General features: G+C 62.1%; 14 protein-coding genes. 1 reads left to right on the forward strand and 13 read right to left on the reverse strand.

The features are described 5' to 3' along the window. Positions 1-87 precede the first annotated feature (87 nt). The gene (locus ACYZUD_RS03235) at positions 88-894 is read left to right on the forward strand and encodes a class I SAM-dependent methyltransferase (protein WP_462022578.1); all 807 of its coding nucleotides are present in this window, start codon (positions 88-90) and stop codon (positions 892-894) included. A gap of 158 nt (positions 895-1,052) precedes the next feature. Here the strand turns inward: ACYZUD_RS03235 and ACYZUD_RS03240 are convergent, their stop codons facing one another. The 13 genes from ACYZUD_RS03240 to ACYZUD_RS03300 form a co-directional block, all read right to left on the reverse strand. Continuing rightward, entirely contained in the window at positions 1,053-1,745 is a 693-nt protein-coding gene (locus tag ACYZUD_RS03240) for a GNAT family N-acetyltransferase (protein WP_462022579.1), read from the reverse strand. A gap of 114 nt (positions 1,746-1,859) precedes the next feature. After that, positions 1,860-2,651: a carbohydrate deacetylase gene (locus ACYZUD_RS03245; RefSeq protein WP_462022580.1), complete on the reverse strand. Its 792-nt coding sequence runs from the start codon at positions 2,649-2,651 to the stop codon at positions 1,860-1,862. Beyond that, on the reverse strand, positions 2,623-3,825 hold the full coding sequence (locus ACYZUD_RS03250; protein WP_462022581.1) for a GNAT family N-acetyltransferase: 1,203 nt from the start codon (positions 3,823-3,825) through the stop codon (positions 2,623-2,625). The genes ACYZUD_RS03245 and ACYZUD_RS03250 overlap by 29 nt, the downstream gene beginning before the upstream one ends. A 3-nt stretch (positions 3,826-3,828) precedes the next feature. After that, positions 3,829-4,518 (reverse strand): N-acetyltransferase, encoded by a 690-nt coding sequence (locus tag ACYZUD_RS03255; RefSeq protein ID WP_462022582.1) that lies wholly within the window; start codon positions 4,516-4,518, stop codon positions 3,829-3,831. A gap of 86 nt (positions 4,519-4,604) precedes the next feature. Then, positions 4,605-6,524 carry a hypothetical protein gene (locus tag ACYZUD_RS03260; RefSeq protein WP_462022583.1) on the reverse strand — a complete coding sequence of 640 codons (1,920 nt, stop codon included), beginning with the start codon at positions 6,522-6,524 and terminating at the stop codon, positions 4,605-4,607. Continuing rightward, a complete protein-coding gene (locus ACYZUD_RS03265; RefSeq protein WP_462022584.1) occupies positions 6,521-7,825 on the reverse strand; it encodes a lipopolysaccharide biosynthesis protein in 1,305 nt (434 codons plus the stop codon). Before ACYZUD_RS03265 ends, ACYZUD_RS03260 begins: the two co-directional genes overlap by 4 nt. After that, positions 7,822-8,823: a polysaccharide deacetylase family protein gene (locus ACYZUD_RS03270; RefSeq protein WP_462022585.1), complete on the reverse strand. Its 1,002-nt coding sequence runs from the start codon at positions 8,821-8,823 to the stop codon at positions 7,822-7,824. The genes ACYZUD_RS03265 and ACYZUD_RS03270 overlap by 4 nt, the downstream gene beginning before the upstream one ends. Before the next feature lie 12 nt (positions 8,824-8,835). Further along, the gene (locus ACYZUD_RS03275; RefSeq protein ID WP_462022586.1) at positions 8,836-9,972 is read right to left on the reverse strand and encodes a glycosyltransferase; all 1,137 of its coding nucleotides are present in this window, start codon (positions 9,970-9,972) and stop codon (positions 8,836-8,838) included. Beyond that, complete coding sequence (locus tag ACYZUD_RS03280) at positions 9,965-10,933, reverse strand: glycosyltransferase family 2 protein (protein WP_462022587.1); 969 nt, start codon at positions 10,931-10,933, stop codon at positions 9,965-9,967. The genes ACYZUD_RS03275 and ACYZUD_RS03280 overlap by 8 nt, the downstream gene beginning before the upstream one ends. After that, the gene (locus ACYZUD_RS03285; protein WP_462022588.1) at positions 10,930-12,297 is read right to left on the reverse strand and encodes an O-antigen ligase family protein; all 1,368 of its coding nucleotides are present in this window, start codon (positions 12,295-12,297) and stop codon (positions 10,930-10,932) included. Before ACYZUD_RS03285 ends, ACYZUD_RS03280 begins: the two co-directional genes overlap by 4 nt. Further along, entirely contained in the window at positions 12,294-13,382 is a 1,089-nt protein-coding gene (locus ACYZUD_RS03290) for a glycosyltransferase family 4 protein (protein WP_462022590.1), read from the reverse strand. Before ACYZUD_RS03290 ends, ACYZUD_RS03285 begins: the two co-directional genes overlap by 4 nt. Continuing rightward, positions 13,379-14,971, reverse strand: a complete 1,593-nt coding sequence (locus tag ACYZUD_RS03295; protein ID WP_462022591.1) for a GumC family protein — start codon at positions 14,969-14,971, stop codon at positions 13,379-13,381. The genes ACYZUD_RS03290 and ACYZUD_RS03295 overlap by 4 nt, the downstream gene beginning before the upstream one ends. A gap of 17 nt (positions 14,972-14,988) precedes the next feature. Next, positions 14,989-16,014 carry a polysaccharide biosynthesis/export family protein gene (locus ACYZUD_RS03300; RefSeq protein ID WP_462022592.1) on the reverse strand — a complete coding sequence of 342 codons (1,026 nt, stop codon included), beginning with the start codon at positions 16,012-16,014 and terminating at the stop codon, positions 14,989-14,991. Between the last annotated feature and the right edge of the window lie 7 nt (positions 16,015-16,021).

The raw sequence follows: 16,021 nt of genomic DNA on the forward strand, positions 1-16,021 counted from the left end.
AGTTTCCAACACGCGCCAAATGGGTTTTTCCAGAACGCTGATCTAGACTCGTGCCGGTCAATCAAGACCCGAGTTCTGGAGTGCGCAATGGAAGTGCCGACAAAAGAAAAAGCCATCGCCAGCAACCGCGATGCGTGGAACGACTCCGCCCGACACCACAAGGACACCCCTGAATGGCAGGCGCGTCTGACGGCGGTCGCTCATGGCGATTTTTCCTGCCTGGATGAGACCCTGAGCGGTTTGCTGGAGCAGGTGGGTGTCGACGGCAAGGACGTGGTGCAGCTGGGCTGCAACAACGGTCGTGAATGCCTTTCGCTGTTTGCGCTGGGTGCCTGCAGCGTGGTGGGCATCGACCAGTCCGAGGCGTTTCTCGATCAGGCGCGAGACCTGGCGTCCCGTTCACCCCATGAACCCGAATTCATCGAGGCCGACATTCATCATCTGCCACGTGAGCTTCATGGCCGTTTCGACGTGGCCCTGATCACCATCGGCGTGTTGAACTGGATGCCGGACATCGGCGAATTCTTCCACCACGTCGCCCAAACCCTCAGGCCCGGCGGTGCGTTGCTGGTGTATGAAACCCACCCCTTCCTGGAAATGTTCGACCCCGAGTCAGCCGATCCCTTTCGCCTGGACAGCGCGTACTTTCGCCGCGAGCCTTTTGTACAAAACGAACCGATCGTCTACGAAGGCAAGGTCGAACAACCGGCTGCGCCATCGTACTGGTTCGTCCACACCCTCGGCGCGATCTTCACCGGCGCTATCGACGCGGGATTGCAGATCAGCCACTTCAAGGAGTACGCGCATTCCAACCGCGAGGAACTCTATGACCGCTATCAGCAGCAGACGGCGCAGTTGCCGTTGTGCTTCACCTTGGTGGCGGGGAAGCGCTGAGTTTTCGACTGAAATTTGTGTTGTTTCCACTGGCCCCTTCGCAAGCAGGCCCGCTCCCACATTTGATCGTCATCGAACACAACGCCTGTGTGCGCTGGAGATCTCCTGTGGGAGCGAGCCTACTCGCGATGGCAGCGACTCGATCTCTCAGTCAGTACTCAAGCGTTCGCCGCCCCCGTCACCACCGGCCGGCCCGGTTTGCGCAGTGGCTCCAGGCGCGAGCCGGTGTAGCGGCTTTCGCGGTAGAAGCGCCAGCGTCCGAACAGGCCATAGACGTGGGTGACGCGGCCCTGTTCGTGGTAGCCCATGCGGATGTGCAGTTTCAGCGCCGGGATGTTGTGGGTCTCGCAGACGTCGACCACTTTGTTGCAACCTTGGGCGGCCATGGCCTCCCAGAGCGCGACCTGAACATCCACCGACAGGCTGGTGCCGAAATAGGCTCGGGTCATTTCGCCGCCGAACTCGAAGAACTCACCGGGCTTGACCGGGAACCAGCAGCCGTAATAGTGACGGTCATGGTAGTCGCGGGTGCTGCCCCAGATGAACGCGATGGCATGTCCTTCGTCGTCCAGGTACATGTGCCCGGTGTGACCTTCGGCGGCGAGTTCGGCCATGGTGTCGACGCGATCGCCGAAGTGCTTGGCGAACGCTATGGCGTTTTCCGGTGTAATGGTCACCTGGCGCACGCCCGAATAGGGACGCAGCTTGTGCGGCGGCACCGGGCTGACCAGGTCGCGTTCCATCCACAACAGTTCCCAGTGGAAGAACACGTAGCGTTTCCACAGTGTGCTGAACGTGCGGCCCAGGCCTTTTTGTTTGATTCGTTCGCGCAGTTTGTCGATGATGTTCATGACGCTCTCCTTAGCCAAGGCCAGGGTGTGGTGGGGACGCTTTTGATGGGTATAGATCAAGGTTTCAAATTCATGTCAAAGCGCCAGTTCTGAATGTGTTGCAACTTATGTAACTTATTCGAGTGCCGCTGCACCGGTCTGCCTATCCTGGCTGACAACCCCGTAGGAAATACGCGGCACACCCTGAAGGCGCCTCTCTAGCACGCTTGTCAGCGACTCATCGGGGGGCAAATAGGCGTCGCCGAAATCGGCGCCGAGCTGGGTCGGATGGGCGACGATTTCCAGCACACCGTCGGTCGGTACATCGAGGTCGCGCAGGTCCACCGGGGTGCAGACATAATCGGCGGTGATGCCGGCCAGGCTGCGCAAACGACGATTGAGCAATTCCTTGAAAACCCGCTTGGGCAGGCTCAGGTTTTGCCCCAGGTTGCGCGCCAGCCGCACGGCCACCCCTTGGTGGGCGGCGAAGCGGGCCACGATCTCGCCGATGGGCCAGATGTTGTGCACGTGCTGATGGGAATCCAGATGGCTGGGGCGCATGCCGTTGTCGAGGCAGCGTTGCCACTGGGCTTCGAGCTCCTCCAGCACTGCGTCACGGTCCCGGCGGCCGAGCCAGAGGCGGTGGCGGGGCAGGTTGAGGTCGAAGACGCCTGCGCTGTCACAGAAGTTTGTGCGCCCGAGAATGCTCTGACTCAACGGCCGTCCATAGGTGAGGTTGAAGTGCAGCCCGATCCGCCCCTCGAGCAGCGGGTGCCGGGCCATGACGCACGCCGCTTCGAACGCCGGCATGTTGGCCATGGCGGTGGCGGAGCTGATGAGCCCGGCCTGGAAGGCGCCCAGGATGACCGCGTTTTCGTTCGGGCTGAGGCCGAAATCGTCAGCGTTGACTATGACTTGGCGAGGCATGTTTGCCCTCCATGATTTTTTCGATGGGCACAGCGGCTTGCGTGACAGGCGTGGGAGCAACGGCTGCCGCCGCACGCTTGGCCCGCCATTTTTGTAGCCAGGGTTTGAGCCGCTGCCAGGTTCGCAGGGCCAGCCCCAGCGCAAGGCCGCTGGGGCGCCAGGAATAGAAACTCCAGCGCCAGTGTTCCAGTTGCCCGGTCATGCGCTCATGGAGTTGATGGCTGGAGTTTTCCAGACTGACGCGCGAGGCATCGATCCAGCGCCAGTGGTCGTCCAGACCCCAGCGAATCCATTCTTCGAGCAGCACGCGGCCGCTGCCCAGATCGGCATATTGCGGCAGGAACGCCAGGTTGTAATCGTACAGCCGGCCCTGTTCCAGCAACCCGAGTCGATAGCTGATGCAGCGCCCGTCCAGTTCCAGCACCACCACCCGCACCAGCCCCTGAGCGGCGAGGGCGGTGAAGGCGCGGTCCATCCATTGTCGGTGGCGCTCATCGGAAAAAATCCCGACGCCTTCGTCACCTTTCCAGCTCACCGCTTCGACTTCGCTGATGGCCTGCAACAACGGCCCCATGGTCGACGCGTCGGGAGTGATCCGGCGGATTTGGGCACCACAGGCCGCGATGCGTTTGCGCGCACGACGCAGTTTGTAACGCGGATCGCCGGAGATTTCCTGGTGGTCAGCCTCACTGATCAGGTGCACCGGCACTCGACAGCTCAAGCGTCGCTCGCCGGTCGAACTGTGAGCCATCCAGACCGTCAGGGCGCTTTCTTCGCCGGCAGGTTCGGACAGTTCGTTGAGTTGCAGCAGGGCATGGGGGAGCTTGCGGCGGATCTCGATCAGCGCCTTGCGGATGTTGTCGGCGTCCAGGCAGGCGAGCAACGCGAGGCGGTCGGTCAGCGGATACCCCAGGTGATGCAGCACCCGAAACGGCAGCCCGCCGAAACGCTCGACGGACGCCACCAACGGCAGACACAACAGCAGTTCATCACCCTGCCAGCCGAGCAGAACATGCAAGCGTTCGTCGGCCGTCAGCGCCTGTTCCGACGCAGACATCCAGGCCAGCGCGTTGAATGGCGTGTGGTCCGTCACATGCAGGCGCAGCGCTTCGTAAGCCGCTGCGGGGAAGTCTGCTGCGCACAGTGAAGTGCGCCATTCAAAACGCATTGTCATAGGTCAGGTCACCGACGCAGGAACAGGTGAGCGTTCCGGTTTGCGCAAGGCATCCAGGCGCGAGCCGGTGTAGCGGGTTTCACGATAGAAGCGCCAGCGACCAAACAATTCGTACACGTTCATGATCCGTCCCTGTTCCTGATACCCCGTGCGTATGTGCAGCTTGAGTGCCGCGATGTTGTGCCACTCACACACATCCACCACTTTGTTGCAGCCTTGGGCGTGCATGGCTTTCCACAGCTCCGTTTGCAGGTCCATCGACAGTTTTGTGCCCCAGTAGGCCCGGGTCAGTTCGCCACCGAACTCGAAGAACTCGCCTGCCTTCACCGGGAACCAGCAGCCGTAGTAATGCCGGTCGTGGTAATTGCGTGCGGCGCCCCAGATGAACGCCACCGCGTCACCCTTGTCGTCCAGGTGCATCTGCCCGGTGTGACCCTCGCGGGCCAGTTCGGCCATGGTCTCCACGTGGTCGCCGAAGTAGCGGGTGAAGGCCCCGGCGTTCTCCGGGGTGATAGTGACCACGCGCAGTGGCGGGTAGGGCTTGAGTTTATGCGGTGGTACCGGGCTGACCAGGTCGCGCTCCATCCACAGCAGTTCTTCGTGGGAGAACACGTAATGCTTCCATGCTTTTTTGAAGGTGGCGCGCAGTCCTTTTTGTCTGATGTGCTCGATGAGCTTTTTCACAATACTCATGTCTTTGACTCCTGACGGCATGGGCCGTGGATGGAGTGATGCAACGCACGGCGAGCGGCCCGCGTGGCAAAGTATTCGTTGGGCGGTCATGAGGCGCTCCAGCTCAGGGCGAACAGGGTTTCCCCTGGCAGATCGAAGCTGACGCGTCCGTTCTGGCAGTTGAACGGCGCGTCGCGGCTGCGGTTGTCGGTGCCGAAGTAGCGCAATGAGCCGTTGGTCAACGGACACGTCGTTCCGGTCAGCGCCACACGATGCAGGCGCTTGCTCTTGTTGACCCCCAGCAGACTGCGTTTGAGGTCTTCGGCCATGGCCAGCACGTCGACCTCGAAGGCGTCGTTCTCCAGCCACATCACGTTGTGCAGCCAATGCTGCTGGATAAACTGCTGGGCCAGCCCCACGGGTTTGAGTTCGAAGCGATCGTCGTCCAATACCCGCAACATGCCCTTGGGGTAGTTCGGTTCGTCGGCGGCCTGGAACCAGGACAGCATCTCCAGCAAGCCGTCCTGGGCCGAGTTGATGACCACCGAGGTCCACCACAATGCGGCGTAGTGGGTTTCCTGATCGTAAGGGCTCAGGCTTGAACCGCTGGACATGTTGGTCTGATCCAGCAACAAGGCTTTGCGTGGCCGGCCCTTGTCGTCGAGGCCGACCAGATCGGCGGCGCGGCGCACGCTGTCGCGGTAGACCCGGGTCGCCAGCAGGTCGCGGATCATCCATTCGTGCCAGGCGAGTGCGTCGACCTTGTCGCCGGATTCCGCGAGCAGACGTTTTGCCCAATCGATGCCGCGCTTGTCGGCGCCGTTGTCGGCGAACGGGCCGTTGATCAATCTCGAACTGGCCGGCATGACGATGCGCACGCCGGCCTTGGCGTTGTCGGCGTTGCTGCGTACTTGCCGGGCCATGCTGTTGAAGATGTTTTGGTAGCTGGCGTAGTCCGGGTAGTTGAGATTCGGCTCGTCGGCAAAACCGATGTAATGAGTGCCCTTGCCGCCAAGTGCACGTGTTGCGGCGAGCCAGGCGTCGAGGCCGGCGTTGCTCGTGGTGTCGGCACGCAGGTCGGCCTGGCGCTGGCTGCCGGCCAGCAGGGTGAGGTCCTGAGTGATGCCGAAGCGGTCCTGGTACAGCTGCCGGAAAGCGTCTTCGTAGTGCGGATTCTTCGCGGTGATGTCGACGAAACTGTAATACGTGGCCGCTTGGGGCTTGAGGGCATCGAGCACGGCATAGCTCGATGGCGGCGGCATCACGTAGGGCAGGGCGATGCCCAGGTTCGGGGTCGGGCCCAGCACTTTTTGGTGCAGGGTCAGGCGAGTCTGGCCGTCGTCTTTGCGCAGCGGTTTGAGCTGCTGCGGATTCTGGGCGAACAGGTTGGCGGTGCCGTCGAGCCAGAACGCCACTTTGCCGCTGCCTTGGAGGCGCAGGCGCCAGACCTGTTCGTCCTGCGCGACGGGCAGCGCGACCTGATCGAACTGCCAATAGGCGCGGTAGGGTTTTAGGGCCAGCGACAGCTGTTTGCCGTCGCCCACCCGTTGCGCTTGCAGCGTGCTGACACCGCCGTGGAACTTACCGGCGAGGATCGCGTGTTCCCCTGCGGCCACTTTAAAAAACAGCTCATCGCCGTCGCGGGTTTCGGCGCTGAAATGCACCTTGGCCGGGGCGAACAGCGCCACCGTGCGTTCGTCGTGTTCGACCTTGTAGCGACGGAAACTGTATCCCGAAATTTCCAGTTGATAACTGGCGGCGCCGGGGGCCAATGGCCAACTCTGACTGCCGCGGGATTCACTGGCCGCGATCAGTCGTTCGCCCTGAAGTTTGCCTTGGCCATCGAGCAGGTACAGGCGTTCTTCATTGGCGTCCGCCTGCCACGCCGGCGTCCAGCGGATGGTCAGGGTGTCGGGACGATCCGCTTGCAGGTACAGGCTGCCGTCACGAATGTCGGCCCAGCGCATCGGCGCGGCCTGCACACTGAGCGGGAGGCCGAGACTCAACAGCAGCGCAAGGCGTTTCATGCCGACTTCCGTTGCAGCATCAGGAGCATCGGTGCCAGGTCACTGGGCAGGATGATCAGGGTTTGCCAGAGCGGTACGTGGCTCAGCCGGCAATACATCACCAGCAGCGCAAGGGTCACCGCCAGGTAGGCGATGGACGATGCCGCCGCCGCGCCGACGATGCCGTAAGCCGGGATCAGCAACAGGTTCAACGCCAGGTTGAGCAAGGCACCGAGGCCCATCAACAGCGAAATCGTGCCGGGACGATTTTTGCCCAGCAGGTCCAGGCGCAAGATGCTCGCGTAGCACAGGCCGAGCAGGCCCGGCAGCAGGGCCAACAAGGCCGGGTAGGCAGGCTGATAGGCGACACCGAACAGCGTGACGATCAGCCATTCGCCGATTACGGCCATGGTCAGGCAGGCGCCGAGCATCACGGTGGCGGTCAGGCGCAGGGCCAACGGGGTCACTTTTTCGATGCCTTCTTCCTGTTGCAGCAGGCGTTTCATCAGGGGCGTGGTCACCGCTTCCGGGACGATCAGCAGCAGCTCGGCGGCGGCGCTGGCCATGGCGTAATGACCCAGCGCCGTGCTGCCGAGAAGGGCGCCGATGAACAGGTAATCGGAGCGCAGAATCACTTGCTGGAACAGCAGGTCCGGATGGCTGCGGGCGCTGTAGCGCAGCAGTTCGTTCTGGCTGGCGCGGTCCCATTGCAGCTTCAGCGGCTGAGCGCGCTTGAGCCAGAACCAGCCGGCCAGCACCACCAGGCTGATGCCCGCCAGCCAGCTGATCAGCGCGGCTTCCAGGGCAGCGTCTTTCCACATCCAGAACAGCGCGAGGAACAGCAGCAGCGGCGCCAGCGACTCAGTCAGTCGCAGGGCATTGAACGCCACCACGCCGCCCGATGCGTTGTGCAAGGTCAGCAATCCGCTTTTGAGCACGGTCAGTGGCACCGCCAACAACAGCAGCCAGGCCAGCAGGCCCAGTTGCGTGGTGATGTCCAGTTCGGTGCCGAACTCGCGTGTCAGCGCCACCACCAACAAGGTCAGCAAACCAGCCAGCAGGCAACCGAACACCAGCACCTGACTCAGCAGCAACCCCATGGGCCGTTGCTTGGCGGCCTGAAACCCGACGGCCGAATTCAGCCCACCGCTGGTGGCAGCGCTGATCAGGTCGGGCAGGGTACTGAGCAGGGCAAACAGCCCACGCTCGCTCGGGCCGAGAATCCGCGCCAGCAATACGTTGCGCAGCAAACGCAAACCGATCATCGCCAGTTTGGTGCCCATGCTCAGGGCCAGATGCTTGAGGTAATGGCTGCGGCTCATGGCCGTGCCCCGCGGTAAATGCGCCAGGACAACAACTCTGGATTGCGCGCCGTGCGCTGGCTGACGCCGAAGCGTGGCAAGGCCAATGGGTCGACGCCGCCGCGATAGATACCGGTGCCCGTGCCCAGGGCAAACGGGAAGTCGTGTTCGGCCACGTGTTGGCGAACTCGCGCGTCATTGTCGCCATTGGGGTAGCAATAGACCGGCAGCGGTCGGTTGCAACCATTCAACAGCGCATCGCGGCTGCGGCTCAGTTCTTCATCGAGGCGTTGATCGTCGAGGCCGGTCAGGATGGCATGGCTGGCGCCGTGGGGGCCGAAACGCACCAGACCGGACGCTTCCAGCGAGCGAACCTGCTGCCAGTCCAGCGCTTGTGGCAGCGATTCCTGCGGACAGTCATCGGTCAGTCGACTCAGGTCGTGGGGCGCCAGGGTTTTCAGGCTTTGCAGAAAATGCAGAAGCGCCAGGCTGCGGCGCTGTCCATCTGGATCATCGAACTGTGCCGGCAGCGCTCGACCGGCCTGTTTCAAACATTTGATCATGTGCAGCCGTGGCTTTTCACCCTGGCTGCCCCAGAGGGTTTCGCCGATGCTTTCCCACCAGAACCGCTGGCGGCTGCCGATGAAATCGGTGGAGAGAAAAATGCTCGCCGGCACCTGAAACTTTTGCAGCAGCGGGAAGGCATTCAGCGCGTTGTCGCGCCAGCCGTCGTCGAACGTCAGCGCCACTTTCGGCCGCTCCGAGCGCTGGGTGCCGGGCTGCAGGATATCCATCAGGGGCACGCAGTCGAAATGCCGTTTGAGCCAGCCCAGCAAATGCTCGAAGGCTTTCGGCCCGACGCACAGTTCATTGCGATGGGGCAGCTCGGCAGCGCGGTCGTCGGCCAGCACCCGGTGCAGCATCAGGATGACCCCGGCGCCGTGCAACTGATTGCGTCCCACCGGCGAGTTGAGATAAAGCCAGCCACTGGTGCGTTTTAATAATTGTTTGATCGCCATGGCTCAGTCCTCTCAACGATTTTGCTCGGGGTTCCACTGGGCGTACCGCTGGCCACGCAGGAACTGCCACAGGCCGATACTCATACCGGCCAGGGTCACCAGCAGGAAGGCGGCGAGGCGAAAGGGCTTGGGCAAGCGGTGTTGCGAATCCAGCAGCCCGGCGATGGCGACCGCGTAACCGAGCAGTTGTGCGACCAGGCTCAGGCGGTAGAAACCGTGTTCTTCCCACAGCCAGAAATTGCTCAGCAGCAACGGCAGCAACAGGATCGGCGCCAGTCGACGGATCAGCTTGTGGCTGATCAACGCAATCGCATACAGGCCATGCTTCAGCGGATTGAGCAGCTCGCGGCGCTGGGCCAGGCTTTGCAGACCACCGACGGTGACCCGCTGACGGCGACGGAACTGCTTGTCGGCTTCATCGACACCGTGGTCGATCACCTGGGCCTTGGGCGCATAGACAATGCGTTTGAACGCCACCGGTGCACAGGTACTGATGAAGAAATCGTCGTTGACCTCCGCCGGTATGTTCTCGAACAACTCGCGGCGCAAGGCGAGCAGGGCGCCGTCGGCGGAGACCATGCAACCGGTGCGGTTCTCGACCTTGCGCAGCCAGCCTTCGTAGTGCCGATAGAGGCTGTCGCCGATGCTCAGGCCTTTGCCCGTGACCGGGATCACCATGTGCCCGGCGCAGGCGCCGACCTCTGGATCGGCGAGCGGCGCCAGCAAGTGGCCGAGGGTGTCGGTCGACCATTGGTTGTCGGCATCGGTGAACACCAGAATCTCGCCTGTACTCAATGCCGCGCCGGCGTTCAGGGTCGCCGCCTTACCCTGGCGGGGCAGGTCGAGCACGGTGATGCGCGGGTCGATGACTTTGTGCGCGCACGCCACGGTGTCATCGGTGGAGCCGTCGCTGGCCAGAATGATTTGCAGCGAGCGCGCCTGATAGTCCTGGGCAAGCAAGGTGCGCAATTTGTCTTCGATGTGCCGGGCCTCGTTGTGCGCGGCAATCACGATGCTGACGTTCATCGGTTGCGGTGGCGCATGGCGCCGCGCAGGAAACAACGGCGCCAGCAGCGTCAGCAGCAGCGGATAGCCGAGGTAGGCGTAAACCGGCAATAACAGGCACAACCAGAAAATGAATTCAGCCACGGGCGGGCCTCCTGGCATTCCAATGACAAAGGCTGAGGATGAACGCGGCGCCGGCCAGGTGCAGACGCACCCAATGCAGGCACCAGAGTTGCAGCGTCAGGGCGATATCGCGGTGTTTCAGGCTCTGGCGCAGGCTCAGGGCGAGCGCCGGTATGCTGGTCACGAACAGCATGAACAACGCTGCATGAGGGAAACCATCGAGCAGGGCGGAGATCGCCATGAAATCCAGCACCCAGGCGCCCATCGAAAGCATCGGGAATCGCAGCAGGCGCATGCTCATGCCGTGGGTGCGCAGCAATTGTAGATGGCTGCCCTGGCGCCAGAATTCCTTGCCCATCCATTCACGCCAGCTGCCCTCATAACCCCAATGCAGGGCGACGCTCTGGTTGACCGACAGCAGGCGTGCGCCCGCGCGGACAAGACGCATGGTGAAATCCTTGTCTTCGCCGGTGCGCAGGGATTCGTCGAAGCCGTTGACCTTGTCGAACCATGGGCGACGCATCAACAGGTTGGAACTGGGCAGCCATCGCACCGTTTGTACCGTGTCAGCGTTCGGACGCAACGTGCGACGTTGCCAGGCATCGGCATACCACGGGGCTTCGGCCGGGGTGTGCAGATCCAGCCCCAGTATGTCGACCTGAACCGCGGGCTCGATTTTCAACAACAGCGTGAGCCAGTCCTCGGGCATCTCGATATCGGCATCGACGAAGGCCAGCCACTCACCGGTGGCGACGGCAGCCCCGCGATTACGCAGCGCGCCGATCAGCAAGCCCGGAAAAACCAGCACCTGCGCACCCAGTTGCCGCGCGATATGCGGTCCCTGATCTTCGGAGCCGTTGTCGGCCACGATCAACTCGCATTCCAGCCCGGCGGCATTGGCGGCGCGTTGCGCAGCCAGCAGGGTGCGGGCGATGTGCTGGGCTTCGTTGTACATCGGGATGACGATACTGATGCGGCTCATGCCTTGGCCTCCGTCAGGGGTGCTTCCTCGGCTTTCAAACGCAGCACGCTGGTCAGGGCGAGCATGATCCACACGTACTTTTGGTTCGGCGCACTGAGGAACATCAAAAACAGCGTCAGCGACAGAAAGCTCATGCTCAGGTGCGTCAACATATCGGCCTGTTCCCCGTTGCTTCGCAGCATCCAGGCGCGGCGGGCGCGGGTCAGGTTGTACAGCCCCAGGCCCAGCATGCCGACGAACAACAGGCCGGCGGGAATCCCCAGCTCACTGAAGATTTCCAGGTAGGTGTTGTGGGCGCGGCGGTACAGGTCGCCGACTTTACGGTTGGCGGAAAACGCCTTGGCATAACCGGTGGTCGCGTAATGCAGCGGGAAGGTCCCGGGGCCGGTTCCCAGCAGCGGGTTTTCGCGGATCATCTGGCTGCCGACCACGATGTACGAGGCGCGGCGACCGAGGGATTCGTCCTGAGCCTTGGCCCCCGAGCTCAAGATGCTCAAGGACTGAATGCGTTCGACATAACCGGGCGGCATCGCATAAATGGCCAGCGGAATCACGATCGCCATGCCGAGCATGGCAAAGCCCAGATGCCGCGGACGGATCCGCGGAATGTGCGCGCGGTAGTGCCAGGCGCCGATCATCAGGCTGAGAAACAACACCACCAGTCCCGAACGGGATTCGGTCTTGGTCATGCCCCCCAGCAGCAAAATGAAGCAGCCGAGCCAGAACAACCGGTGCAACAGGTGCGGGCTGCGGATCACCAGCAGCAGGGCCAGCGGCACGGCGAAGGCGATCAGCATGGCAAAGGCGTTCGGGTCTTCCAGCAGGCCGGCGGCGCGGCCCTGGTCCTGATACTTGCTGGAGAACATCGCCAGCACACACGTCAGGGTGACGCTGAGGGTGATGAGTTTGGCGAACAGGTCCAGGTTCAATTCGCGGCCGATCAGCAGCGTAATCACAAACAGAATCAGGCCGACGCTCAGCTCCCGCAGATGACCCATCGACATGCCCATGTTATCGGTGTTGAGCAGGCTCAGCAGGTACAGCACCATGAACCCGATCAGGTAGCGCCAAGTGTTGCTGCGCAGGCGTTCGGACGGGATCTGGTGGAGGGCCAGTTGCAACATCAGGATCAGCGCCAGTGACGCGCCGATGAACTTGGTGCCGGAAAACGCGCTTTCCTTGAAGAAGCCTTCGAACGGCACCAGTGCCGCGATCCCGAGCAAACCCCAGGTGGGTTTGCGGTAGAGCACCGCGACACCGACCAGGCCCAGCACCGCACCCGGTGCCAGATAGGGATAAGGACTGGCCAGCAAAGCGAGGCAGACCAGGGCGAGCAGGCTGACGATCGAGAGCGGAAAAATCACGCGCGTGCCTCCCGTGCAGTACGGATATAAAGCTGCGACCAGCGTTCGGCCAGGGCCTTGAGGTCGTAGCGATCCAGTTGCGTACGTTTTGCGTTGTCGATCAGTTCGCGAGCCAGGCCCGGGTCTGTCAGCAAAGTGCCGATCTGGCGGGCGAGGGCGGCGCTGTCGGCGGGTGTCGCCAGCAAGCCGTTGTGCCGATCCGCCAGCACATCGGGAATTCCGCCGACACCGAATGCCACCACCGGTACGCCGGCCTGCATCGCTTCGAGCAAAATCATCGGCGTGCCTTCGGTGCGCGAGCTGATCACCAGCGCATCGAGCTGCCGCCACCACACACCCATGTCCGTCTGGTAGCCCGGCAGGGTAATGCGCTCCTGCAACCCCGCTGCGATGATCCGCGCCATCAGGCTTTCCCGCTCCGGGCCGTCGCCGAGCATCACGGCGTCCAGTTGCGGGTATTGCTGGCAGAGCGGAATCAGTGCATCGAGAAACAGGTCCGGACCTTTTTCACTGCTCAGCCGCCCGACATAACCGGCCAGCCAACGCTGCCGTTCGGTGGTGGGGGGCAGGAGGCCGTTGGCCGCCGGCAGACCATTGGGAATCACTTGCAGCTTGTCGGCCCGGACACTGGCCTTGCGGTGCAGTGCCGCGATGCTTTCGGCGACGCACACCACGCGATCCACCGAGGCCGTGCGGCACAGTTGCAGACTCAGCCAGGTGTAGAACTTCTGCTTGCGACTGCGTGGCGTAAAACCATGCTGCGTAATCACCAGCGGCAGGCGCAACAAGGTTGCGCCGACCCAGCCAAACACCAGGCCCTTGAAGTTGTGCGTATTGATCAGCGGCCGCTCGGCCCGCCGCTGACGCAAATGCGCCAGCAACGCCCCCAGCCCCGTGCAGCCGCGACAGTCGACCCCAGCCTCGCGAAACCGCGCGATCAACGCGTAGGGTGCATCGAGAAACAGCACCTGATGCTGCCCCGGCGTCGCCAGGCAGTGGTCCAGCAGCATCCGCTCAGCCCCATAGAAGCCGCCGCTGCTGAGCAAATGAATGATCGGCAGGGAAGGGGTGAGCGGCGCGTTCAATTGCGCACCCAATGCACGATGCCCCGCATGGACAGGTTCCTGTGCGGATTGATCGGCTCCACGTTTTGATCATTGATCACCAACAGCACCGGCAGGCCCAGTTCATGGGTGATTTGCGCAGGGTGTTTGAAACGGTGATCGAAGAACTCACGCACGTAGACCAGGGCAATCGCCAGCAGCAGACCGGTGAACAACCCGAACGGAATGATCAGCATTGGCTTGGGAAACGCCGCTTCGGTCGGTTCGTACGGTGGGCTGAGAATCCGTGCGTTGGACAAGTCGTTGTCCAGCGAACGGGCGCTGCTGCTTTCGGCGAACCGCTGAGCGTAGGTGGAGAACGCCGCGTGCAACGCGTTGATCTCGGTGTCCATCTGCCGCAGTTTGCTCTGGGTTTCCTGCAACTGGTGGATGCGGTTCTTGAACTCGGCAATGCGCGCGGTCTTCTGGTCGATCACCGAGCTGACAATCACCAGGTCGTTGGTGCGCTCCTGAATCCGGTTGCTGACCACTTTCAGAAACTGCTGACGGGTGCGGGCGATTTGCTCGCGGGTCAGCAGCATCGGTTCACTGCTGGGCTGGAAGATCGCCAGGTCGTTCATGTAGCGGCTGACCTGAGTGGTCAGTGCCTCACCCATCTGTTTGATCTCGCGATCTTCGAACGCCACGTTGTCCACGGTGGTGGTGAAGGTGTAGGGGAAGGTGTAGTCGTTGAGCTTGGAGTTGCTGGCGGTCGCCAGGCTGGTTTTCAGGTACTCGAGCCAGCGTTGGCTTTGCAGCAGGCGGTCGCGATACAGGTTGAGCGCTTGCTCCTCGGTGTTGATGGCGTTGAGGCGGAAGGTGATCTCTTCCTTGGGATCGGACGAGCCGACCGCTTCGAGCAACGCCAGCCGATTGCCTTCCAGGCCATCGAGGCGCACCTGATATTGCGTCTTCTTGGTTTCGTAGAAACTCTGCGGCAGGTCGATCGATTGCAGGGCCTGACGGCTGGCCAGGTAGTTTTGCAGCAGCGCCGCGACAAACTTCGTGCCCTGGGCCGGATCGCCAAAACTGTAGATGATAGAGATCACGTTGGAGCCCGGCAGGGTTTCGATCTTCAAGCTATCGATGGCCTGTTGAGTGAGGGCATCCAGCGCGGTATCGCGCACCGGATCGGTCTCGAACCCGAGTGCATCGCGTGCCGGATTGATCACCTTTTCCCGCAGTGGCGTGGTCACGTAGCGCTTGAACGGCTGAGTCACCAGTTTGTTGAAGGCACTTGGGGGCGGCGTGTATTCACCCTTGTCGCGCAATTCGCTGATGGTCTGCCGGATCAAGGCTGGCGAGCGCAGGATATTGCTCTCGGTTTCCATGTCCGCCAGGGACGGTGGAATGAAGGAGGCGTTCTCCTGGTTGAGGGACGTGGTGGCGTCCCCCTGGGACAGTTTTTTGGACTGCACGATCACCTGGGCGGTGATATCGAAGCTCTGTTTGAGCATCAGCGGCAAGACCAGTGCGATCACTGTAAAGACCAGGAAGACTCGCTTCACCATTTGCTTGTTGGCGAAGAAGATCCTGAAGAACTCGTGCAGGTAGTTTTCCTTTGGATTCATGTCAGGTCACCTGAGAGTTAGTTGCTGTCACTGTCTTTGTTGTCGACGCGGTAGCCGAAGCTGAAACCCACACCCTGGAACAACACCACGTCCGCCAGTTGCCGCGCGAGCTCGCCGGCGCTGGCCAGTTTGGTCTTGGGCACGTAGAGCATGTCGTCCGGTTGCAGGTACGCAATCTGCGACGCATCGCCGGACAAGGCTTTTTCCACGTCATAGCGCTGGGCCTGAACCTGATTGCCGTTGCGGCGCATGATCACCACCGAATCAAGGCGCGCCTTGACGTTGGTGCCACGGGCCAGGGTCAGCGCTTCGAGCACCGAGACTGGTCGACGGATCGGGTAGGAACCCGGTTGGCCAACTTCGCCCAGCACGTAGATTTCGTTACCGGCAGTGGACTTGAGCAGCACGTCGACCGTCATCCGCCCCGGCAATTGCGCGTAGCGTTTGTTGAGGAAGGTTTCCAGTTGGTTGACGGTCATGCCTTGCAGCGGCACGGCGCCGATTTCCGGGAAACTCGCGTAGCCGTCGGTGCCCACGGTGATCTCCCGGCTCATGCCGGTCGCCGGGTGGTTCAGGGCACTTTTGAGGTTTTGCTCATTGGTCAGCGGGCTGATGATCTGCACGGACAGCTGGTTACGGTTGGGCTGGAACAGCTGTTTGCGCTGATAGGCGCGCTGGATTTCCTGACGCGCTTCGTCGCTGGTCAGCCCGGCGATTTTCACCGAGGTGTTGGCGCCCGGCAGTTCGATGCTGCCGTCGGGCAGCACCAGTTGATTGCCGTTGAGCTGGCTGGCGGCGGTGAAGTTCAGGCCGATCTGGTCTCCGGACTGTATGCGGTAGGCCGACGAGCCACTGGTGCTGATGTGGAAAATCACATCCAGCACATCCTGTGGCCGCAAGGTCTGTTCGACCTTGGGCATGTCGGTGGCCTGGGCATTGGCCGGTGCGGCCGTGAGGATATTCACCGGCATGTTTTGGGTTTCAGAGGTGCTGGAGCAACCTGCAAGCGGCAGCAACAGCAGGACAAGCATTTTGGCGTTCATGGCGTCA

The sequence above is a fragment of the Pseudomonas sp. XS1P51 genome (genome assembly GCF_054897845.1).